The sequence below is a fragment of the Bacteroides sp. B1-V-101 genome (genome assembly GCF_023656585.1).
GTDB classification, from domain to species: domain Bacteria; phylum Bacteroidota; class Bacteroidia; order Bacteroidales; family Bacteroidaceae; genus Bacteroides; species Bacteroides thetaiotaomicron.
Genome location: NZ_JAMOKH010000006.1, coordinates 192,532 through 213,217, shown reverse-complemented (window position 1 = coordinate 213,217; position 20,686 = coordinate 192,532). Strand labels below are relative to the sequence as shown.

Sequence of the window (20,686 nt, the reverse complement as noted above, 5' to 3'; positions counted from 1 at the left end):
TATATAATCATTCTTATTTCTTCTCTATAGTCAGAACAAACTGGCGCAGATAGACCTGCTGTTCTTCATCACTCACATTCGTGAAGCGGACAAACTTCACAGGAGCTTTCTGCAAACCGGCCGACAATCTGCTTTCTTTCTGCTTCAGATCCACCGTTTTCCATTCCTTACCGTCCGTAGAGATCTCAAGGCATCCCCATGTGCAAGGAGCATCCTTACCAAAGTTTATCTGAATATTCTCTCCCGGATAGATGGCGTCCAGTTCTATTTCAACACTGTTTCCTGCTGCCCATTTCACAACTTCATTGGCAGGAGAAATGAGCACACGGTTCGCTTTCACCTGCAACGGCAGGTTCTTGATCTGCTCCACATTACTGATCATCTTATGCGGCATATAATCGGTAGTGGCATCCAGATGAGCATTAAACTTTTGATTGAAGAATTTCACAACTGTGGCAAAAGTCCGGTCAATTAATGGTTTTATCACTCGCGTAGCTGTCTTTACTCCCGGTTGATAAGGATTCTGATTACTCGTCTGATCGATATAGAACATCTGTTGCTGCAAAGCCTTCACATGATTGTATTTCCGCAGAAAATAAGATTCATTCCGGCCTTCTACCATCTTCAGCACTTCTTCTCCCATTTCAGCCGTCAGTTTAAACTGATGCACCCAAGGAGTGATTTCCACAATCAACGGTTTGTTCTCCGTATTCATCAACAGGATATCGGCGGATTCTTTCATACGTTCGAACGTATATTGAAGAGTCTCGAAATCTGCCTTATCGTAATTTTTGCCTTCTTTGAACGCTTTCAGGAAACGTTCGGCAGCCGGTTGGATATCCATAGATTCTTCGCGGCGGTATCCATGTCCGTTAGGTCCCAAGTCGGAATTGTGCATTGCAAAGCATTCAAGTTCTTCCGCTGCACTTGGCAGAATGGTACGGATCGCATCCTTCCACGTCTGCCATGTATCATACTTGGCAGGATTCCAGGCATAACTTGCCACACTATAAATCGCTATCTTTGACGATTCGGCATGTTCCATCGGATTGGTTACAAAGCCCGACATCTCTTTGGCAATCGTAGTATCGTTGCCATACACAGGACCGAGAAGCAGATGATCGCGCACATAATCGGACACCGGGAAGTTCCACCAGATATAAGCCGGACGCTTGATTCGTTCGTTAATCCATGAAATGCCGTCACGGGTAATATCGGAAATGACACGGTCTCCCGTCCACATGATCTGAATGGAAGGATTGAGTTTATCGCCCAGCGTAGTCAGATAATTGCCATTAGGGTTCGACCAGCTTTTATTATATTCCGTAGGGCACATCACCAGTTGGTTTATATCCGGTTTTACCTGTGCGAATTTCTCATCAATGTAGTTCAGTAGTTCCGCTTGTTTCTGCGGATTAGTACCTTCACCGGAGATATCATCAAAGAATACGGCGAACGAACGGACACCGAGCTGATACATCTTCTCAAATTTAGCGAGCAGAAGATCACGATCTTCCTGATTCCATTTGATATCCTGTCCCGGATGGATCGCCCATACAAAGTCAACTTCATTTTCATTGGCTACCGCCACCAATTCCTGCAACTGGGCAGCTTCTTTGTCGGGATAAGGCAAACGCCAGTTGGGAGCACTATGATACGGATCATCTTTCGGACCGTATATATAAGTGTTCATCTTGTTTTTACCGTAAAACTTCAGTTGGCTGAGGCGTGCCTGATGGCTCCAGGGAGTTCCGTAAAACCCTTCTACCACTCCCCGATACCGTACAGAAGGGTAATCTTTGATTTCTACTTCGGGCAGCTTTCCGTCTTTCAGCAATTGCGCAAAAGTTTGCAGAGCGTAATAAGTACCTCGTTCGTCGTTTCCGGCCAGTACGATTTCCTTCTCATTCACAGACAGGTAATAGCCTTCTTTGTGGTCAGGAATCTGGCGGCTATATTTACGCACACTCTTGTCACCTTTCTCACCAATAGAAATAAGCATCCCTTTCTTGCTGCTTTGCTTACCGGAAAGCAGTTCTTTCAGTACCTTTACAGCATGCGGATTGGCTTCTTCCCCGCCATTCAGCTGATAGACAGCAGGCAGATCGATGGTCTTGTTTTGAACAATGAGTTGTTGAGGAGGAGGTTGCAGACTAACATTCTGCGCAAAGGTAGTAACAGCACACAGGAGGCAGGCTCCCAACAGATAAATCTTGTTGTTTTTCATAAGTTGTAATAATGGGGGTTAGTTATCATGACTTATATCATGGTGCAAAGAAACACTAATTTATCAAATTAAGCAAATTTATGAGGAACCTAGATCAAACAAATCAAAAAGAGCAAACAAAATAATCATAAAGACATACTTTTCTGATTTATTATTTCTATCTTCGTCCGCTGTTATACTTTTTATTTAAATACCCCCAATTACCATGAAAATCAAACATTTTCTACCCCTGCTATTGCTACTCGGTAGCAATGAGATGCTTACAGCACAAGAAATCGCTCTCACCCCACAACCGGCTCACCTTACCGTAAAAGACGGCCGCTTTGAGTTTGGCAACCAACTTAAAGCCAAAGTCACTCCTTATCAGGGAGACAGCATCCGTATGGTCTTTGAATCATTCAAAAAGGAATTGCAAGAAGCAACCGGCATCAAGGTTTCATCTACTCAAAAAGAAGCTAAAGCAAGGATTATCTTAGATTTGAATCCACAACTTCCCGCTGAAGCTTATAAGCTGAACGTCTCGAAAAAACAAGTCCGGATCGAAGCCTCCCGTCCGGCAGGTTTCTATTATGCGCTACAAACGCTAAAGCAACTGATGCCCCGCAACGTAATGGCAGGCGTAGCAACGTCCGACCATTCACAATGGAGTCTCCCATCTGTCGAGATTGAAGATGCTCCCCGTTTCGAATGGAGAGGTTTTATGCTGGACGAAGGCAGACATTTCTTCGGTAAAGATGAGATAAAACGAGTAATCGACATGATGGCCATCTACAAAATGAATCGTTTCCACTGGCATCTGACAGAAGATCAAGGCTGGAGAATCGAAATAAAGAAATACCCCAAACTGACGGAGACAGGCGCATGGAGAAACAGCAAAGTACTTGCATACGGTGACGTGAAACCAGACGGTGAGCGTTATGGCGGCTTTTATACTCAGAAAGATATCAAAGAAATCGTAGCGTATGCAAAGAAGAAATTTATAGAAATCATTCCCGAAATAGACATTCCGGGACATTCACAGGCAGCCGTTGCAGCTTATCCGGAGTTCTTGGCGTGCGACCCAAGGGATAAACATGAAGTATGGCTACAACAAGGGATTTCTACTGATGTAATCAACGTAGCCAACCCGAAAGCGATGCAGTTTGCCAAAGAGGTAATTGATGAACTCACTGAATTGTTTCCATTCAATTATATTCATTTAGGCGGTGACGAATGCCCCACAAGGAAATGGCAAAAGAATGACGAATGCAAGAAGCTGCTGAGTGAAATAGGTTCTTCCAACTTCAGAGACTTGCAGATTTATTTCTACAAACAACTAAAAGATTACATTGCCACCAAACCTGCCGATCAACAACGCCAACTTATATTCTGGAACGAAGTGCTTCACGGAAATACCAGTATCCTTGGCAATGACATCACCATTATGGCATGGATCGGAGCTAATGCCGCCGCAAAACAGGCTGCCAAGCAAGGAATGAACACCATACTGAGCCCGCAAATACCTTATTATATCAACAGAAAACAGTCGAAACTTCCCACGGAACCGATGTCGCAGGGACATGGAACGGAAACTGTGGAGGCCGTTTATAACTATCAGCCGCTTAAAGACGTGGATGCTGCCTTGCAACCTTATTATAAAGGTGTACAAGCCAACTTTTGGACCGAATGGGTGACCGAACCTTCCGTTCTCGAATACCTGATGTTGCCACGTCTTGCCGCCGTTGCCGAAGCCGGATGGACACCACAAGAAAAAAGGAATTATGAAGACTTTAAAGAAAGGATTCGTAAGGATGCAGAGCTATACGACCTCAAAGGATGGAATTATGGCAAACATATCATGAAATAAGCAAACGCTTTCATTTGACTGCCGATAACTGGGGAGTGACTAAAAAGTCGGTAGTATCTCAATTCTCCTCCTTCGGGAAGGAGGAGTACCCGCAGGGGGAGGTGGTAGGTGAATACGCAGTCCACTTATTCACTGCAAATTATAGACAACCCTATTTTACCTACCACCCCGGCTTTCAGCCACCCCTCCTTCCCGAAGGGAAGGGGAGATACTATTGTCTTTTTAGTCAATCCCCTTCCGTCTTTTTCAGACCATCTCAGTTCTTTCACTTTTTATTTTGTGCCACACGATTATTATTCGCCTGTGGCTTCACCACTACCCCATTTCCATTCTTCGTACATTTAATACATTCCTTTCGTAATGTGCCCTCCTTCAGATTGAAAATAAGATTCGGATTAAAATGCTGACCGTTAATGCGGGTTTCAAAATGCACATGCTCCGTAGTAGCACGGCCGGTACGTCCGGTCAGTCCGATAGGTTGTCCGGCTTTCACCGTATCTCCGCTCTGTACCAAATTCTTGAAGTTATGACTGTAAATCGTTTCCAGCCCGTTCGCATGACGGACTACAACCAAATTTCCGTAAGCATAATATGGCTTCGACATACGTACGACTCCATCAAAAGCAGCACGAATCGTATCTTTGGCACACGTCTTTATATCTGCTCCCGAATGTCCTCCGCGAGTTCCGTAAGCGGAAATAACTTTGGCTCCCGGTAAGGGAAAAGCATATTCATGCTCTTGCAAAGAATCCAAATGCAGATATATATGATTGCTTTTCGCAAAAAGTCCGGGAGTAGCAACCCGTACATGATTCACCTCCATAGAAGAAAAAGAGGATTTACTTTGCGCATAAGCAAGAGTTGGTAAAAGCAGGACTGTCAATAAAATAAGTATGTTCTTCATGTATTCCTTTATTATTCAAAATAGATAAGCTCGCCGCCATCCGATCCGGCATAATCCCTCAGTAAGGATTGAATCATTTCAGCAGCTTCCTTTAATCCCTCTTTTCCGTTATACCCGTTGACTATCGCGAGAATATGAGTAGTCCCGACATCCATCTTCGTACGTTCGTGGTCGCTTGTCGGTGTCCCGATTCCTCCAAAAGAATCTCTGTACACCGGCAATCCTTCAATGTTCAAAATGCCCCGACCGATACCTTCGAAAGGTTCTTCCGCTTTGCCAATGCCAAGTTCAAGATGTTTACCCTGTATCTTATCCGCATCGAAGCCACCGATAGAATGTCCGGTACGGAGAGAAACCAGATTGATAAGGTCAACCAAAGTATCAATCTGATACAAAGGGATGCCACGCATCAGGCGACGGCGCAGCGCTTCTGCCGACGGACGATAACGCCCCGGATCTTTTCCGCAACGCTTATAAGCCTCACGGGTAGCAGCAATCACAGGTTGCAACTTAATGTCTGCCATTTGGGTGGTGGTAGTCAAGTCTTCTGTGAAAGTATTTATTTCTTTCCAAAGTCCATCGCAGTAAGCAGTATTCTTCACTGCTGCATATACGGCTGCTCCGGCAAAAACAGGGCAGGCGTTCTTTATTTCCTGAGATACTTTTATTTCAAACATACTTCTATTCAAGTTTATATCAACTTACGTTCAAGTCTATTATTTATGAATCATGATCCCCGACAGAATCCGTCCGGACTTAATGCCCAAACGCCTTGCCGAGAAAAACTCGTCGTGATGAATATACGTACATATCCGGGCAAGCTCCACCTGGCCGGACGGCACACCGAAAGCAAGGATTTGCATCCGGTTCGCTTCCCACAAGTCGATATGATGTTTTCCGGTTTCCTCTTTCCTGATAGAAATACGAGGCATATCAAAACCATTCTTCTGAAATGCTTCGTACACTTCCTCACCCACTTCAAAAGAAGCCAATGAGATACTCGGACCGATACAGGCAACTACATCTTCTCCACTTGTGCCAAACTCCTTTTCCATCCGCAACAAAGTATCACGCACGATGTATGCTACCGTCCCTCTCCATCCGGAATGAATGGCAGCTATGGCACTATGTTTCTTATCATATATCAACACAGGAACACAATCCGCAGTAGAAATACAAAGACAATATCCCGGCTCGCGGGTAATCAAAGCATCCACTCCGTGCAGCATCTCCTGTCGTTGTTGAGACGAAGCCGATAAATAAGCATCCCCGATCAGCAGGCAATTCGTCTCATGAGTCTGCACAGGAATCACCAGTTCTTCGGGTATCTGCGACATTCCTTCCATCAGAAGCGTCTGATTCCGCCGGACCTTTTCCGCCTCGTCTCCACTGTAAGGCGTACAGTTGAATGACGCATAATTTCCCTCGCTGCATCCTCCCTGCCGGGTAGTTACAAAATGAGAAATGTTGGAGTATGAGCTTAACGACTCATACCCCAACATTCTTTTATCTCTTGTGATTGAAATCATTTTTCTTCCCAATCCTCTTCTTCGTATTCGTAGTCGAGATCATCATCGTCGTCGTCAGCGTCTTCCTCATATTCATAGTCGAGTTCTTCATCCTCGCCCATGTCCTTGAGTTCCTGCTGCAGACGGGTCACGTCTTTCGGACGGTGAACAATGTCTTCTATCTTATTACTTTCCTTGTTCAGTTCCTCCCACAGAATGTCTTTCAACACTGAGATTCCCAAACCGGAAACAGAAGAAATGAATATATGCGGAACACCCTCGGGCAATGTCGGTTCAATCTCGTCCATCAGCTCCTGATCGAGCATATCGCTCTTCGTGATAGCCAGCACACGTTGTTTGTCCAGCATTTCGGGATTGAACGTACGCAACTCATTCAGCAATACTTCATACTCCTTGCGGATATCATCGCTATCCGCCGGAACCATGAACAACAGCAACGAGTTACGCTCGATATGACGCAGAAACCGCAGTCCCAATCCTTTTCCCTGACTGGCTCCCTCGATGATACCCGGTATGTCCGCCATCACGAATGACTTTCCATCGCGATAGGAAACAATTCCCAAATTCGGTTCGAGTGTCGTAAACGGGTAATCGGCAATCTTCGGTTTCGCAGCCGAAATGGCAGAAAGTAACGTAGACTTTCCCGCATTCGGGAAACCTACCAGTCCTACATCTGCCAACAGTTTCAGCTCCATGATCACCGTCATTTCCTGCATCGGTTCGCCCGGCTGCGCAAAACGCGGAGCCTGACGGGTAGCCGTCTTGAAATGACTGTTTCCCTGACCGCCACGACCGCCTTTCAGCAAGATCACTTCCTGTCCGTCGTCCGTCACATCGCAAAGGTATTCTCCGGTTTCGGCGTTATACACTACCGTTCCGCAGGGTACTTCGATCACTTTATCCGCACCGTCTTTTCCGAAACTACGGTTCTTGCTGCCCGATTCGCCATGACCTGCCATCGCATGACGGTCATACTTCAAGTGAAGCAATGTCCAGTAATTACGGTTACCGCGCAAGATAATATGGCCTCCTCTTCCACCATCGCCCCCATCGGGACCTCCGTTAGGACAATATTTCTCGCGCCTCATGTGCGTAGAGCCTCTTCCGCCCTTGCCTGAGCGACAGTATATCTTTACGTAATCAACAAAATTCGATTCAGCCATATTTTTTATTTATTATAATTTGTCTACCGCTTCGCAGATATCAGCGAAGATACCATCCATAGTACCCAGACCGTTGATGTGCTGGTATTTCTTTTCGTTCTTGTACCAGTCGATCAGCGGAGATGTCTGTGAATGATATACATGCAGACGTTTTTTGATTGTTTCTTCGTTGTCGTCGGCACGACCGGAGTCTTTGCCACGTTTGATCAGACGTACCATCAGTTCATCTTCCGGAACTTCGAGATCCAACATTACAGAAACATCCTGTCCTCTTTCCGCCAACATCTTCTTTAATGCTTCCGCCTGTGCAATTGTTCTTGGGAAACCGTCGAAAATTACACCTTTGCTGTCTTTGAAGCTATCGAATACGCTTGCCAGAATATCAATCATCAATTCATCCGGAATCAACTGCCCCTGGTCGATGTAACCTTTAGCAGTTTTGCCCAGTTCCGTGCCGTTCTTGATTTCTGCACGCAATACATCTCCTGTCGAGATGTGGTTGATTCCATACTTTTCTACAATACGTTCGCTCTGCGTTCCTTTTCCTGAACCCGGAGCACCGAAAATTACAATGTTCAACATCTTTTTAACCTAAAAATTAATTTGTATTTGAATTTAATCTACTACAGTATAAATATCGGGATAATTGCGTCCGAAACCATCATAATCCAATCCGTAGCCAACGATAAAATCATTCGGTATTTCCATCGCTACGTATTCTATGTTCAGATTGACCTTCAGCTTTTCCGGTTTCACCAGCAAAGAGGCGATATGAATCGCTTCGGGGTTGCGTGTGCCCAGTGTATCCAGCAGACGCTGCATCGTCAGTCCGGTATCTACAATATCTTCTACGATCACTACCGTACGTCCGGCAATGTCTTCATTCAGCCCGATCACTTCTTTAATTACTCCGGTGGAAGTCACCCCCTGATAAGATGCCAACTTCACGAATGAAATTTCGCACGGAATCGTAATATGCTTCAGCAAGTCGGCGGTAAACATGAACGAGCCGTTCAACACACTGAGGAAGAGCGGATTCTTACCTGCCAAATCACGATTGATTTCGTTCGCTACGCGAATCACTTCTTTTTGAATATCCTGTTCCTTAATGGAAACAGTAAATTGCTTGTCTTTTATCTGTATGGTATCCATAACCAGTCATTTTAAAAAAGTTGTCGCAAAAATACAATTTTTTATTCTACCCCGTGCATCATCTTCTGTAATTTCTTCGAGAGAAGGAACAGAATCAGTGAGGCAACACCGGACATAATGACGAACAGCATGAAGAAGTCGTACATGGTAGCAATCTGATAACCAAGGATTGATTTCACTTTTCCGTCTTCGGGATAGAGACCGCTCAGCATACCTGCAAATTTATTTGCGGTGGCGGTAGAAAGATACCAGATCCCCATCATCAAGGAGGCGAAACGTAACGGACTCAACTTATTAACCATAGAAAGCCCGATAGGTGACAGAGCGATTTCTCCCATTGTATGAATAAAATAAAGTCCTGTCAGCCAGATCATGCTCACCTTTACTCCCGGAATAGCATCTTTCACTCCAAAACAGATGAAGAGATAACCAAGAGAAAGCAGCAACAGACCGATTGCCTGCTTGGTAGGGGAAGCCGGTTCCATGTTTCGCTTATTCAGAAAGCTCCATATACCGGGCATAATATAGGCAAGGATCACTACAAAAAGCGGATTGAATGACTGGAACCACGAAGCCGGCATCTCCCAGCCGAAAATGCTGCGGTCAGTCTGTTCGGAAGCGAATAATGTCAGAGAAGCTCCTGCCTGCTCGTAAGCTGCCCAGAAGAAAATGACGAAGAAAGCTACGATATAGATTACGAAAATACGGCTACGTTCTACTTTGGTCAATGAACCATCCAGCAGAATGAGCACTGGAAAGACAATACAAGCCGTAAAGATACCCACACTAATCCAGTCATCGCTAAAGGCATAGCTAAAAAAGGCTATTAAGGCAACTGTAAGGGCAGTAATGATGATGATATTACGTACTTTGGTACGTTTGTCCATCTTCGGATGTGAAATATGTTCGGCTTTATCCCCCTTTTTTTCACGTCTGGCATCGGGGACGATACCAATCGGTTCACCGGAAGGAGAGAAAAGGTATTTATTCTTCTGAGTTTCAAAGAGGACAACAGTGAACAGCGTCATGATTCCGGATGCGAGGAATCCCCATTTAAAGTCCTGCGGATTACCTGTGTCTCCCAAGAAACCGCAAATCAAAGGAGCAGCGAAAGAACCGACATTAACACCCATATAGAAAATGGTGTATGCAGCATCCAACCGTTTATCCCCCGGTTCATATAATTGCCCGACAAGCGAAGAAACGGTAGGCTTAAAGCAACCGTTACCTAAAATCATGAATCCGAGCCCACCATACATCATCCAGTGGGCAAGGTCTGTATTGTTTAGTGAAGAGGCACTCATAAACATCAGGAACTGACCGACTGCCATCATCACCGCTCCCCAAAACACCGAACGACGGATGCCCCAATATTTATCGGCAATGTATCCGCCGATCAACGGAGTCAGATAGACCAGTCCGGTGTAGCTACCGTAGATAGAGGCTGCCGCTTCTTTATCAAAAAGCAATGCCTGCGTCAGAAAGAGGATAAAGATGGCACGCATACCGTAGTAACTGAAACGTTCTGCCGTGCTCGTTGCGAAAATTAGGTAAAGGCCTTTCGGGTGCCCTTTCAATGAACTCATGAATTATGTGTTTAGTAGTTTATGGGGTGCAAAGGTACTAAAAAGTAGATTAAATGCCTCAAAAAAGAAGATTCTTATGGAATAGAAAAATACAGGATGGCGTGCAAGAAGTCTCAGTTACCCACCTTATTATGTTTTCAACAGTGTAAATAATCAAGTGGATATTCCCCTTAAATGTGGGTCAGTCGCCATTTATCCAAAAGTAAATTCAACATTCTCAATACTGGCATAGAGCATTCCTTCTTTTTTTCTAAGCAGGATTTTATTTTCCCTTGCCAACCAGCCGATAGCAATCGCTACATCCTCGAACGTCAAACCTAACTCATGGCACAAGGTGAACATAGACTGTTCGCCCTTTTCATTTAAGATGCGCCATACTTTCCCGGCATTTGAGCCAATTCTTTTCTTTTCCATCATGCAAACTTTAGAAGATTAAACAATTTATATTTATAATCTAAACATTGTGAGCACAGGAGAATAACGTAAAGCACATTACTGCACTACAAAGATATCATTTTTTTCGAAAAAAGCAAATAATCAAGGCATTAGCTGTTTATATTGTACCATATCTACTGACAGCTTTATTCCAAACGCCGAAGACACTCATAAAGGAAGCAGTTCTATAGCAGGCCGGAGAAGGCGTAACTATCTCTCAAAGTATCGGAAGATTAAGGAGAAAGCAGTAGAATAGTTACATCAAAGCACCGATATCATTAACTGACCACGGTCGTGACAAGCATTGTTCACGACCGTGATTAGCATTGCTCACGGTCGTGGCGAAGTCTTGTCACGGCCGTGAGCAACTAAAGAAAAAGGCACTTTAAGAGAAGAATGCCTGCATCTTAGCCGAAAAGTCTCCGCATCTTATCTGAAGAATGCCCGTACCTTTGCAGAGAAATATCCGCCCCCCAACTGAGGAATCACAGACAGACAGGACAAAGCCACCCCAAGATAACTTCTGATTTCCCCTGCATTTTTCAATTTGCCACTTTATCTAAAGCCGAAAACCAACCGGAATAAAGGATTAATTCAGAGTTTTTGTGTAAGTTTGTGCGTCGAAAACTAAAAGAATATCGCAATGAAAATATTTCCAAGCAGCAGCATTAAGAAGTTAGATGCCTATACCATTGAACATGAACCGATTGCATCCATAGATTTAATGGAGCGTGCCGCACAGGCGCTGACTAAAGCCATCACCAACAGATGGAATCCGGAAACACCTGTCACCATCTTTGCCGGACCGGGCAATAATGGCGGAGACGCCCTCGCCGTCGCCCGCATGATGGCGGAAAAAGGATACAAGATCGAAGTATATCTCTTCAACACGAAAGGCGAACTTTCGCCCGACTGCCAGACCAACAAAGAACTGGTAGAGATGATGGAAGAAGTAACTTTCCATGAAATCAGCACCCAGTTCGTACCTCCCACACTGACATCGGAGCATCTCGTGATCGACGGATTATTCGGTTCCGGACTCAACAAACCATTGAGCGGAGGATTCGCTGCCGTTGTGAAATATATCAATGCCTCTCCCGCCATGGTAGTCTCCATCGACATCCCTTCCGGGCTGATGGGAGAAGAAAATACATTCAATGTAAAAAGCAATATTATCCGTGCGGATGTCACTTTCAGCCTGCAACTTCCTAAACTGGCCTTCCTCTTTGCCGAAAATACAGAATTTGTTGGCGAATGGGAATTATTGGACATCCAGCTGAGCGAAGAAGGAATCGAAGAGACTGAAACAAACTACGAAATGCTGGAAATCGAAGAAATCCGTTCGCTGATCAAGCCACGCCAGCAATTCGCCCATAAAGGAAACTTCGGACATGCCCTGCTGATAGCCGGTTCGAAAGGAATGGCAGGTGCATCGGTACTGGCCGCCCGTGCCTGTCTGCGCTCGGGAGTAGGTCTGCTGACCGTACACGCGCCGTTATGCAACAACGATATTCTGCAAACGTCCGCCCCCGAAGCCATGGTAGAAACAGATGTCAGCGAAACATGCTTTGCCGTACCTACCGATACGGACGATTATCAAGCTGTCGGCATCGGTCCGGGACTCGGTCGCAGCGAGGAAACGGAAGCTGCCTTGATAGAACAACTGGAACATTGTCAGACTCCGACCGTAGTGGATGCCGACGCGCTCAATATTCTGGCCAATCACCGACATACGCTCACCCATCTGCCGAAAGGTTCCATCCTCACCCCTCACCCGAAAGAACTGGAACGTCTGGTCGGCAAATGTCAGGACTCATACGAACGACTGATGAAAGCCTGCGAACTGGCTCACACTGCCAAAGTACATATCATTCTGAAGGGAGCTTATTCCGCCATTATCACCCCCGAAGGCAAATGTTACTTCAACCAGACCGGTAATCCCGGTATGGCAACAGGAGGCAGCGGAGATGTACTGACAGGAGTAATCCTTGCACTCCTTGCGCAAGGCTATCCTGCCGAGGATGCCGCAAAGATCGGTACTTACATTCACGGATTGGCCGGAGACATCGCCCAGAAAAAACAGGGCATGATCGGATTAATCGCAAGTGATATCGTGACCTGTCTGCCGACGGCATGGCGACTTGTAAGCGAATAAAAGTTAAGAACTTACGGTTTATTCAATAACTTCATTAACTTTGTTTTTCAAAATCAGCTAAAAAGAACCGAATATGAAAAAGTTAATCATAGCAACAGGACTACTAATGGCAACTTCCGCCTATGCGCAGACCGAAGTGCTGACAGGAGTGACACGAGGAAAAGACTACGGAGTAGTGTACGCCCTCCCCAAAACCCAGATAGAAATAGAAATAAAAGCAAATAAAGTCAACTATAAGCCGGGTGAATTCAGCAAATACGCCGACCGCTACCTGAGACTGACCAACGTCTCTGCCGAACCCGAAGAATACTGGGAATTGAACAGCGTCAAGGTGAAACCTGTAGGTGTACCAAACAGCGAAGCCACTTATTTCGTCAAACTGAAAGACAAAACCGTAGCTCCTCTTATGGAACTGACTGAAGAGGGTCTTATCAAATCAATCAACGTCCCCTACAGCAGCAACAATGCAAAGAATGCAGCAAACAATGCCGTTGCTCCCCAACGAAAAGCCAATCCCCGCGACTTCCTCACAGAAGAAATTCTGATGGCAAGTTCTACCGCCAAGATGGCCGAACTGGTAGCAAAGGAAATCTATAATATCCGCGAAAGTAAAAACGCATTATTGCGCGGACAAGCAGATAATATGCCGTCGGACGGCGCACAGCTCAAAATCATGCTCGACAACCTGAATCTTCAGGAAGAGGCCATGACCGAGATGTTTTCGGGAGTCCGCGATAAAGAAGAAAAGACATTTACTGTCCGCCTCACTCCGGATAAAGAATTCGAGAATGAGGTAGCTTTCCGCTTTTCAAAGAAGCTGGGTGTAGTTGCCAACAACGATTTGGCAGGCACTCCATTCTACATCAGTCTGAAAGACCTGAAAACGGTGAAGATTCCGCAAGAGGACGGGAAAAAGAAGAAAGAGATGGATGGAATTGCTTATAACGTACCGGGACAGGCAATGGTGACGCTGACGGACGGCAAAAAGAAATTGTATGAAGGAGAAATACCTGTTACTCAGTTCGGTATCATAGAATACCTTGCTCCGGTATTATTCAACAAGAACTCGACCATCAAAGTTTACTTTGATCCGGTGACCGGTGGACTACTGAAAGTAGATAGAGAAGAAGGCAAATAAAACCTCTAAAAAAACAAAACGATGGGTGGCGAAGGACATATGCTCGACATGATACGTCGGCTGAAAGACGGCAAAGAAGCCTCCCGCTTACGCCGTGAACGGAGAAATGACAAGTTAGGGCGACTTAGAAGAAACAACGACCCTTATCTTCTGCCGGATACGACTCCGGAAGAGATGGAACGCATCATCAAGGATTCGGAAAAGAAAAAAGAAAAAGATAACAGCTATTTCGTATGGGGAACGCTCATCATTATGGGCGTACTGATAGGATGCGCTGTCCTCCTGTGGGCAATCTTTTTTAATGGATAATTATCCATTTAATAAATCCGTCTTTCTGTAATTGGGAAAGATAGGTAGATACACGAGACTCGTAGCCTGCTTCATGCTGAAAGTGGTCTGCGAGTTTTTCTATAATCTCACGAACCGTCCGCTGCCCGTCTATCAGGTTCCATACAGCCGTACCGTGTTCTTCCAGACGCACATGAATATCTTTGGACATTCCTTTCGGCAATAAATAACGACTCATCCACGAACGTTTAAAACGAGGGAAGGAGAGCACAATAGTCTCCCCTTCCTGTTCAGCTTTAATATGTTCGTTACGACAAGGGATCACCTCCAGGAGGTTTATTTTCTCTTTCGTAGCCATATCTTTTCTCTTTTATATCTTTTCAGATAGAATATATACTGTGATTATTTCTGAATATTTGCTTCTTCCAGTCCGTAGCCTTTCTTCTTGTTTTCTGCTTTCAGCATCAAGGCAACAATCAGGGCAAGTACACCGAACATAGCAAAAATAGCCATCGGCAAGGTATAATCATAAGTCTGTGCACCATCTACAACCGGACCTTTGCAATAAGAATTCAACACCCATCCAATCAGCAAAGGCACGCCCATCAATCCCCAGTTCTGTACCCAAAAGATCAACGCATAAGCCGTTCCCAACTGTTTCTCCGGAATAATCTTCGGAACCGAAGGCCACATTGCCGAAGGAACCAATGAGAAAGCAAATCCCAGAATAATCATGATCACCGTTGCAAACCACCAGATATTCAGAATAGGAAGAGCGAACATAGTGTGTACGAAAATCAGCATCACCGACCCGATCACCATCAGCGTGGCTCCCTTACCGATACGGTCATACAATGACCCGAACAACGGTGTCAGGATGATCGCGCCAATCGGCAGCAATCCGGGAATCGTTCCCGCAAGTTTCGGATCTACATTGTACTTCTGTACCATCAAATCAGCCGCATACTTGATGAAGGGGAATACAGCCGAATAGAACAATACGCACAGTAATGCGATCAGCCAGAATCCTTTGTTGGTAATGATATATACGATGTCTTTCATGCGGAAAGGTTCTTCCGGTTCCAGTCCTTCCGCATCCAGTGAAGCATCCAGTTTCTTATCATAGAAAGTATAGATGAAGAATGCGATGGTACCTACGCACAGCATGACGAGACAGAACAGAATCGGAGCGGGAATATTGGTATGGAATACGCCGCTCTCATCCGTAGACCCGAAGAAGTCTGCCAAAGGAACGGTAAGCACCATGGCCAAAGTTGTTCCAATACGCGCGGTCGCCATTTCCAGTCCCATAGCGAGAGCCATCTCTTTGCCTTTAAACCACTTCACGATAATCTTCGAAACGGTGATACCCGCAATTTCGACTCCTACACCGAAAATAGCATAGCCCAATGCAGCCAATGTGACTTGCATCTTGAATCCGAAAAGCATCGCACCTTCCGGGAAAGTAGTAGTAATAGCATAATATTTCAATCCACAACCAAACACCATCAATAAACAGGCACCCATTCCGGTGAAGCGTACTCCCATCTTATCCAGAATGATACCACCAAAGATGAGCATCAGCAGGAATACATTAAACCAGCCATAAGCACTGGTGAAAAAACCGTAATCTAAACTGTCCCAGAGAAGTTCTTTTTCAAGCATGGGTTTCAGAGGAGACATAACGTCTGTGAGGAAGTAGCCGCACAACATGGTAAAAGCGACTAATGCTAGAACACTCCAACGCAGCACTGCGGAGTCATTCAGCTTTTGTTTCAATTGTTCTGTCATTGTAATATTTAAAAGGAGTTAATAATCTCGTAACGGGCAACAAAGTTAACTAATTATCATTTGTTTTACTAAAAAAGGAGAACATTTTATAAGAAAAAGGACATCTGACCGGATATTCCTGTATGAAGAAGAGCAGACCGGACCCAATAATAAAGATAGGCGCGAACCACACGTATTACACAATTCTATTAGAATCTCTTGTAATTCGCGTAATTCGCGCCTATAATGAAGAGAACGGGTCAAAAAGCCCGTTCACTCAATAAGTTTAAACCGAATATCCTGTCACTGAATTATTCTGCTGCAGGAGCAGGAGTTTCAGTAGCCGGAGCTTCTGTTGCTGGTGCAGACTCTGCAGGAGCAGTAGCGTCTGTCTGAGGAGCAGCAGTACCGGTAGGCATATTATACGGATTGGTTTGTTGTTCTTTCTGTGCTTGTTCCAACAATACATCTTTAGCTGCAGAAGAAGAAGGAACAACGTAAGCAGTAGCAACGCTCATCACAACCATGAAGATAGCCAGACCCCAAGTTGCTTTTTCCAGAAAATCTGTAGTCTTGCGCACGCCCATGATAGCGTTTGATGAAGAAAAACCAGAAGCAAGTCCGCCTCCTTTTGAATTCTGAATCAGCACGATGAAGCACATCAGCAAGGCTGCAATCACCATTAAGATAATGAATAATAAGTACATTTTTAGTTATTTTGAATTAGCGTTAATAATCAATTTCTCCAAAAATCTGATTTGGTCTGCAAAGTAAGCATTTTTTTTTGGATATTTCAAGCTTAATTTTTTAATTATTTCAAGAGCTTTCGAATATCGTTGCTGTTTTACGTAGATTTTGGCCAAAGTTTCTGTGAAACAGCTGTCATCTTCCTCTTCTACGGTGTTGGTTTCAGTTGTTTCGTCTGTTCTGCCCGTTTCGTTTGTTTCAGCGGAAGAAGCTGCCTTTGCTTTCTCTTCTTCCTTCAAAGGTTTCAGGTATACGACTGGATCAGTCTCGCTTTTTTCGATAAAGTTGTCAATCAGCTCGTGTCCTTTCAACTTGGGCATTGCCTCTGCCGGCTCATCGACGACAGGTGTCTCTTCGAGAAGGTATGCCGTATAGTCCATGGAGTAATCAAAGCTTGTCTGACTGGTTACTTCTTCGGGAGCCGTCGAAAGGAAAGCATCGATCAGAGCCAGTGTCCGGTCGACGGTAGGCTCATCTTTCAATACTTCAGAGAGAGGCAGCCCTTTCTTCTGGGATTCGACAGCGAAGCGTTCGCCTTCGATCAGATGAAACAGTTTCCGTCGGTCGGCAATATACAGAACGGCTTTCCGCAGTTCCGCACCGAAATTAATGTCGTGGAGAATATACAGGTTCTTGAGATACAACAACCGGAGCGACTGAAAATACGGATACCTCGCGAGCTGGTTGCGCAGTTCGTACAAAGTATCCCTATTCAGCGTCTCGGGATGCTGAATCCATTGTTGCAAGTTAACAGAAGTCATTAAATTACCAGTTTGCTACAGTTGCATTAAAGATTTGGTCGGTTATCTCTTTACTCATTTCCGCTATTAATCCATCCTGTACGGCTGTCAGCAGCTGGCTGGAATCATAGGTACGGAAAGCTGAGAATTGTTGTTCGAAGTCTTCGGCGTGATTTGTGTTGTTGACAAAGCGTACATTGACCGTGATGGTCAGCTTCGTTTCCGAAGAGTAACCATCGGCAGACACTGCCTGGTTATACTGGTTGTAGCCCGTAATTTCACCGTCAATCTGCAGATCCGCATTCTGGTTCGGTTTCAGCAGTTGCAGACGGGTCTGTCTGATGAAGATATCTTTCAGGTCTTCATTGAACTTGGTAGCCAGTGGAGCATACACATACTCCGACTTAATCGGGAAATCAGCAATCGAAATGGTCTTCACCTTATCGTAATTGATAGAGGAGCCATTAAACTTATAGGACACACTACAGGCGATGATGACTGCCGGTAAAACAATCAGTATCAGCGGTCGTGCTATTTTCTTAATCCAATTCATATTCTTTTATTTTTCTGTAAAGGGTACGCTCGGAGATATTCAGATCCTTCGCCGCACTTTTCCGCTTACCATGATGCCTCTCAAGCGCTTTACGTATCATTTCTTTTTCCACTTCATCGAGCGAAAGGGTTTCTTCCACATACTCTTCCGTGTCCTGAATGTCGTCATCGTCTTCTTTGGGACAAACAGACGGTTGCTGCACAGCATGGATAATGGCCGGCACGGATGGTTGGTGCGTCGTCGTCACTACCGGAGTAGCCACTACCTGCCCCATCTGTCCGACTTGTCCCGCACGTTCGGCCATCATGTTGTGCACCATCTTCTTCAGTTCCGCCACCTCCTGACGCATATCGAACAAGACAGAATATAGTATTTCGCGTTCACTCTCAAAGCTCTTGCTCTCGCGTGTGCCGAACAGTGCCGGAAGGCGTTGGGTATTCTGCGCCGGAAGATAGGTCTGCAGAATCGCAGCCGTTATCTCACGGTTTGTTTCTATAATCGAAATCTGCTCTGTGATGTTCTTCAACTGCCGGACGTTTCCCGGCCACGGATAAGCAAGCAATATCTTCTTGGCATCTTCCGTCAGCTGGATAGCCGGCATCCGGTACTTTTCGGCAAAGTCTGCGGCAAACTTACGGAACAACAACAGCACATCATCTCCGCGCTCACGCAAAGGTGGTATCTGAATAGGCACCGTGTTCAACCGATAATACAAATCTTCCCGGAAGCGTCCTTCGGCAATGGCTTGTGTCAGGTTCACGTTGGTAGCTGCCACAATACGTACATCCGTCTTTTGCACTTTGGATGAACCGACCTTGATAAATTCACCGCTTTCAAGTACACGGAGCAGACGCGCCTGTGTAGGCAACGGCAACTCTCCCACTTCATCAAGGAAGATGGTTCCACCGTCAGCTTCTCCAAAATATCCTTTCCGCTCACCAATAGCACCGGTAAATGCTCCTTTCTCGTGTCCGAACAGTTCGGAATCGATCGTACCTTCCGGTATGGCACCACAGTTGACAGCAATATACTGCCCATGCTTTCTCCGGCTATATTGATGAATGATCTGTGGAAAACTTTCTTTTCCGACACCACTTTCTCCGGTAATCAGCACAGACAAATCGGTAGGCGCTACCTGAATGGCAACATCTATGGCACGTGATAAAGCCTCGGTATTGCCAATAATACCGAAACGCTGTTTCACTTGTTGTATCTCCGCTTTGGTCATCTATCTTAATATTAAGTAATAGGTAATAAGTATTAAGTAATAAGTATTAAGTATTAAGTATTAAGTATTACCATCATGATCATCTCGCTTCCATCCGCATGGCTAATACTTAATACTTAATACCTATTACTTAATCTTCGTCTACTGTATCCAGTTTTAGTTTATCACTATCGTCCCGTTTCTCGTAATACTGCTTCCGCAACGGGTTTATCCGTGCCGCTTTCTCGCGCTGGCGGTTGCGGAATACATCAATCGCGACATAAATAGCCTGGCGGAAAGAATCTTCGCTGGCCAGTCCTTTACCGGCGATGTCATAGGCTGTTCCATGGGCCGGAGAGGTACGTACAACCGGCAGTCCGGCGGTATAGTTCACACCGTCTTCCATAGCCAGGGCTTTGAACGGAGCCAGTCCCTGATCATGATACATAGCAAGAATTCCGTCAAAGTGAGTATAATTGCCCGAACCCATAAAACCGTCCGCAGCATAAGGACCGTAACAGATGATCCCTTTCTCTTCCATTTCTTTCATGGCAGGGATAATAATTTCCTGTTCTTCCATGCCCAGCAGTCCGCCGTCTCCTGCATGAGGATTCAGTGAAAGCACTGCAATACGGGGCGCACCGATACCGAAATCCTGTTTCAGACAACGATGGAAAATCATCAGCTTTTCCTGAATCAGTTCCTTGGTGATCGTTGTGGCAATCTCCCTTACCGGAATATGCGTCGTTACTAAAGCCACACGAAAATCGTTTTTCATCAGGATCATCAGTGACTTGTTTCCATCGCCCAGACGTTCTTCAATATACTCCGTATGACCGGGGAAAGAGAACTCTTCCGACTGAATGGTATGTTTGTTGATCGGAGCTGTCACAATGACGTCGATCAGCCCCTCACGATACTCTTCTATGGCACGTTCTAAAGCACCCAATGCAGCCTTACCTGCTTCGGGATCGGGTTTGGAGAATTCCACTTTCACTTCGTCATCCGTACAGTTCACTACACTCAGACGGTTGTATCCGGCTTCGGAAGCTGTGTTGACAATGCTGAAATTAGCCTGTACATCCAGTGCTTTACGATGGTAAGCCGCTACTTTAGGTGAACCGTAGATAATCGGAGTACATAGCTCAAGCATGGTAGGGTCTGAGAATGTCTTCAAGATCACTTCATAACCTACCCCGTTGATATCTCCTTGGGTAATGCCGATTCTTATTTTGTTTTCTTCCAT

20 protein-coding genes are annotated in these 20,686 nt (G+C 45.3%); 4 read left to right on the top strand and 16 right to left on the bottom strand.

What is annotated here, in order from left to right; genetic code table 11:
* Positions 1 to 13: 13 nt before the first annotated feature.
* Positions 14 to 2,227 carry a beta-N-acetylglucosaminidase gene (locus NBH01_RS07380; protein WP_225679012.1) on the bottom strand — a complete coding sequence of 738 codons (2,214 nt, stop codon included), beginning with the start codon at positions 2,225 to 2,227 and terminating at the stop codon, positions 14 to 16.
* A 205-nt stretch (positions 2,228 to 2,432) separates the two neighbouring features.
* Here NBH01_RS07380 and NBH01_RS07375 point away from each other — a divergent pair, with 205 nt between their 5' ends.
* A complete protein-coding gene (locus NBH01_RS07375) occupies positions 2,433 to 4,073 on the top strand; it encodes a beta-N-acetylhexosaminidase (protein ID WP_011109236.1) in 1,641 nt (546 codons plus the stop codon).
* A 265-nt stretch (positions 4,074 to 4,338) separates the two neighbouring features.
* Here the strand turns inward: NBH01_RS07375 and NBH01_RS07370 are convergent, their stop codons facing one another.
* The 8 genes from NBH01_RS07370 to NBH01_RS07335 all read right to left on the bottom strand — a co-directional run bounded on the left by NBH01_RS07370 (position 4,339) and on the right by NBH01_RS07335 (position 10,824).
* A complete protein-coding gene (locus tag NBH01_RS07370) occupies positions 4,339 to 4,977 on the bottom strand; it encodes a M23 family metallopeptidase (protein WP_008760060.1) in 639 nt (212 codons plus the stop codon).
* Positions 4,978 to 4,988: 11 nt separating this feature from the next.
* Positions 4,989 to 5,654 carry a B3/B4 domain-containing protein gene (locus tag NBH01_RS07365; protein WP_008764547.1) on the bottom strand — a complete coding sequence of 222 codons (666 nt, stop codon included), beginning with the start codon at positions 5,652 to 5,654 and terminating at the stop codon, positions 4,989 to 4,991.
* 39 nt (positions 5,655 to 5,693) lie between these two features.
* On the bottom strand, positions 5,694 to 6,506 hold the full coding sequence (gene pgeF, locus NBH01_RS07360) for a peptidoglycan editing factor PgeF (protein ID WP_225679013.1): 813 nt from the start codon (positions 6,504 to 6,506) through the stop codon (positions 5,694 to 5,696).
* Positions 6,503 to 7,669: a GTPase ObgE gene (gene obgE, locus NBH01_RS07355; RefSeq protein WP_008764545.1), complete on the bottom strand. Its 1,167-nt coding sequence runs from the start codon at positions 7,667 to 7,669 to the stop codon at positions 6,503 to 6,505. Before obgE ends, pgeF begins: the two co-directional genes overlap by 4 nt.
* A 12-nt stretch (positions 7,670 to 7,681) precedes the next feature.
* Complete coding sequence (locus tag NBH01_RS07350; RefSeq protein ID WP_008760056.1) at positions 7,682 to 8,251, bottom strand: adenylate kinase; 570 nt, start codon at positions 8,249 to 8,251, stop codon at positions 7,682 to 7,684.
* 33 nt (positions 8,252 to 8,284) lie between these two features.
* Positions 8,285 to 8,821 carry a hypoxanthine phosphoribosyltransferase gene (gene hpt / locus NBH01_RS07345; RefSeq protein ID WP_008760055.1) on the bottom strand — a complete coding sequence of 179 codons (537 nt, stop codon included), beginning with the start codon at positions 8,819 to 8,821 and terminating at the stop codon, positions 8,285 to 8,287.
* Between the two features lie 41 nt (positions 8,822 to 8,862).
* Positions 8,863 to 10,407, bottom strand: a complete 1,545-nt coding sequence (locus NBH01_RS07340; RefSeq protein ID WP_225679014.1) for a peptide MFS transporter — start codon at positions 10,405 to 10,407, stop codon at positions 8,863 to 8,865.
* 192 nt (positions 10,408 to 10,599) lie between these two features.
* Positions 10,600 to 10,824, bottom strand: coding sequence for a winged helix-turn-helix domain-containing protein (locus tag NBH01_RS07335; RefSeq protein WP_008760053.1), 225 nt, complete (start codon positions 10,822 to 10,824; stop codon positions 10,600 to 10,602).
* A gap of 661 nt (positions 10,825 to 11,485) precedes the next feature.
* Between NBH01_RS07335 and NBH01_RS07330 the strand changes: the two genes are divergently transcribed.
* From NBH01_RS07330 to NBH01_RS07320, 3 genes are all read left to right on the top strand, one after another.
* On the top strand, positions 11,486 to 12,997 hold the full coding sequence (locus NBH01_RS07330) for an NAD(P)H-hydrate dehydratase (protein ID WP_225679015.1): 1,512 nt from the start codon (positions 11,486 to 11,488) through the stop codon (positions 12,995 to 12,997).
* A 73-nt stretch (positions 12,998 to 13,070) separates the two neighbouring features.
* Positions 13,071 to 14,135, top strand: a complete 1,065-nt coding sequence (locus tag NBH01_RS07325; RefSeq protein ID WP_195380961.1) for a DUF4831 family protein — start codon at positions 13,071 to 13,073, stop codon at positions 14,133 to 14,135.
* 21 nt (positions 14,136 to 14,156) lie between these two features.
* The gene (locus NBH01_RS07320; RefSeq protein WP_011109229.1) at positions 14,157 to 14,444 is read left to right on the top strand and encodes a basic helix-loop-helix domain-containing protein; all 288 of its coding nucleotides are present in this window, start codon (positions 14,157 to 14,159) and stop codon (positions 14,442 to 14,444) included.
* Here the strand turns inward: NBH01_RS07320 and NBH01_RS07315 are convergent.
* The 7 genes from NBH01_RS07315 to pdxA all read right to left on the bottom strand — a co-directional run bounded on the left by NBH01_RS07315 (position 14,434) and on the right by pdxA (position 20,686).
* Positions 14,434 to 14,781: a PqqD family protein gene (locus tag NBH01_RS07315; protein ID WP_055216975.1), complete on the bottom strand. Its 348-nt coding sequence runs from the start codon at positions 14,779 to 14,781 to the stop codon at positions 14,434 to 14,436. The two genes, NBH01_RS07320 and NBH01_RS07315, sit on opposite strands and share 11 nt — an antisense overlap.
* Positions 14,782 to 14,825: 44 nt before the next feature.
* Entirely contained in the window at positions 14,826 to 16,214 is a 1,389-nt protein-coding gene (locus NBH01_RS07310) for an MFS transporter (RefSeq protein ID WP_008764538.1), read from the bottom strand.
* A gap of 290 nt (positions 16,215 to 16,504) precedes the next feature.
* The gene (gene secG, locus NBH01_RS07305; protein ID WP_008760047.1) at positions 16,505 to 16,900 is read right to left on the bottom strand and encodes a preprotein translocase subunit SecG; all 396 of its coding nucleotides are present in this window, start codon (positions 16,898 to 16,900) and stop codon (positions 16,505 to 16,507) included.
* A 6-nt stretch (positions 16,901 to 16,906) separates the two neighbouring features.
* The gene (locus tag NBH01_RS07300) at positions 16,907 to 17,701 is read right to left on the bottom strand and encodes a DUF8458 domain-containing protein (RefSeq protein WP_008764537.1); all 795 of its coding nucleotides are present in this window, start codon (positions 17,699 to 17,701) and stop codon (positions 16,907 to 16,909) included.
* Positions 17,702 to 17,705: 4 nt separating this feature from the next.
* Positions 17,706 to 18,233: an LPS assembly lipoprotein LptE gene (lptE, locus tag NBH01_RS07295; protein WP_008764536.1), complete on the bottom strand. Its 528-nt coding sequence runs from the start codon at positions 18,231 to 18,233 to the stop codon at positions 17,706 to 17,708.
* Positions 18,220 to 19,461: a sigma-54 interaction domain-containing protein gene (locus NBH01_RS07290; protein WP_008760045.1), complete on the bottom strand. Its 1,242-nt coding sequence runs from the start codon at positions 19,459 to 19,461 to the stop codon at positions 18,220 to 18,222. The genes lptE and NBH01_RS07290 overlap by 14 nt, the downstream gene beginning before the upstream one ends.
* Positions 19,462 to 19,591: 130 nt before the next feature.
* Positions 19,592 to 20,686 carry a 4-hydroxythreonine-4-phosphate dehydrogenase PdxA gene (pdxA, locus tag NBH01_RS07285; RefSeq protein ID WP_151209607.1) on the bottom strand — a complete coding sequence of 365 codons (1,095 nt, stop codon included), beginning with the start codon at positions 20,684 to 20,686 and terminating at the stop codon, positions 19,592 to 19,594.

What these genes read in the sequence shown, in the direction of transcription:
- NBH01_RS07380 (WP_225679012.1), bottom strand. Translation starts at nt 2,227, where the DNA reads ATGAAAAACAACAAGATTTATCTGTTGGGAGCCTGCCTCCTGTGTGCT.
- NBH01_RS07375 (WP_011109236.1), top strand. Translation starts at nt 2,433, where the DNA reads ATGAAAATCAAACATTTTCTACCCCTGCTATTGCTACTCGGTAGCAAT.
- NBH01_RS07370 (WP_008760060.1), bottom strand. Translation starts at nt 4,977, where the DNA reads ATGAAGAACATACTTATTTTATTGACAGTCCTGCTTTTACCAACTCTT.
- NBH01_RS07365 (WP_008764547.1), bottom strand. Translation starts at nt 5,654, where the DNA reads ATGTTTGAAATAAAAGTATCTCAGGAAATAAAGAACGCCTGCCCTGTT.
- pgeF (WP_225679013.1), bottom strand. Translation starts at nt 6,506, where the DNA reads ATGATTTCAATCACAAGAGATAAAAGAATGTTGGGGTATGAGTCGTTA.
- obgE (WP_008764545.1), bottom strand. Translation starts at nt 7,669, where the DNA reads ATGGCTGAATCGAATTTTGTTGATTACGTAAAGATATACTGTCGCTCA.
- NBH01_RS07350 (WP_008760056.1), bottom strand. Translation starts at nt 8,251, where the DNA reads ATGTTGAACATTGTAATTTTCGGTGCTCCGGGTTCAGGAAAAGGAACG.
- hpt (WP_008760055.1), bottom strand. Translation starts at nt 8,821, where the DNA reads ATGGATACCATACAGATAAAAGACAAGCAATTTACTGTTTCCATTAAG.
- NBH01_RS07340 (WP_225679014.1), bottom strand. Translation starts at nt 10,407, where the DNA reads ATGAGTTCATTGAAAGGGCACCCGAAAGGCCTTTACCTAATTTTCGCA.
- NBH01_RS07335 (WP_008760053.1), bottom strand. Translation starts at nt 10,824, where the DNA reads ATGATGGAAAAGAAAAGAATTGGCTCAAATGCCGGGAAAGTATGGCGC.
- NBH01_RS07330 (WP_225679015.1), top strand. Translation starts at nt 11,486, where the DNA reads ATGAAAATATTTCCAAGCAGCAGCATTAAGAAGTTAGATGCCTATACC.
- NBH01_RS07325 (WP_195380961.1), top strand. Translation starts at nt 13,071, where the DNA reads ATGAAAAAGTTAATCATAGCAACAGGACTACTAATGGCAACTTCCGCC.
- NBH01_RS07320 (WP_011109229.1), top strand. Translation starts at nt 14,157, where the DNA reads ATGGGTGGCGAAGGACATATGCTCGACATGATACGTCGGCTGAAAGAC.
- NBH01_RS07315 (WP_055216975.1), bottom strand. Translation starts at nt 14,781, where the DNA reads ATGGCTACGAAAGAGAAAATAAACCTCCTGGAGGTGATCCCTTGTCGT.
- NBH01_RS07310 (WP_008764538.1), bottom strand. Translation starts at nt 16,214, where the DNA reads ATGACAGAACAATTGAAACAAAAGCTGAATGACTCCGCAGTGCTGCGT.
- secG (WP_008760047.1), bottom strand. Translation starts at nt 16,900, where the DNA reads ATGTACTTATTATTCATTATCTTAATGGTGATTGCAGCCTTGCTGATG.
- NBH01_RS07300 (WP_008764537.1), bottom strand. Translation starts at nt 17,701, where the DNA reads ATGACTTCTGTTAACTTGCAACAATGGATTCAGCATCCCGAGACGCTG.
- lptE (WP_008764536.1), bottom strand. Translation starts at nt 18,233, where the DNA reads ATGAATTGGATTAAGAAAATAGCACGACCGCTGATACTGATTGTTTTA.
- NBH01_RS07290 (WP_008760045.1), bottom strand. Translation starts at nt 19,461, where the DNA reads ATGACCAAAGCGGAGATACAACAAGTGAAACAGCGTTTCGGTATTATT.
- pdxA (WP_151209607.1), bottom strand. Translation starts at nt 20,686, where the DNA reads ATGGAAGAAAACAAAATAAGAATCGGCATTACCCAAGGAGATATCAAC.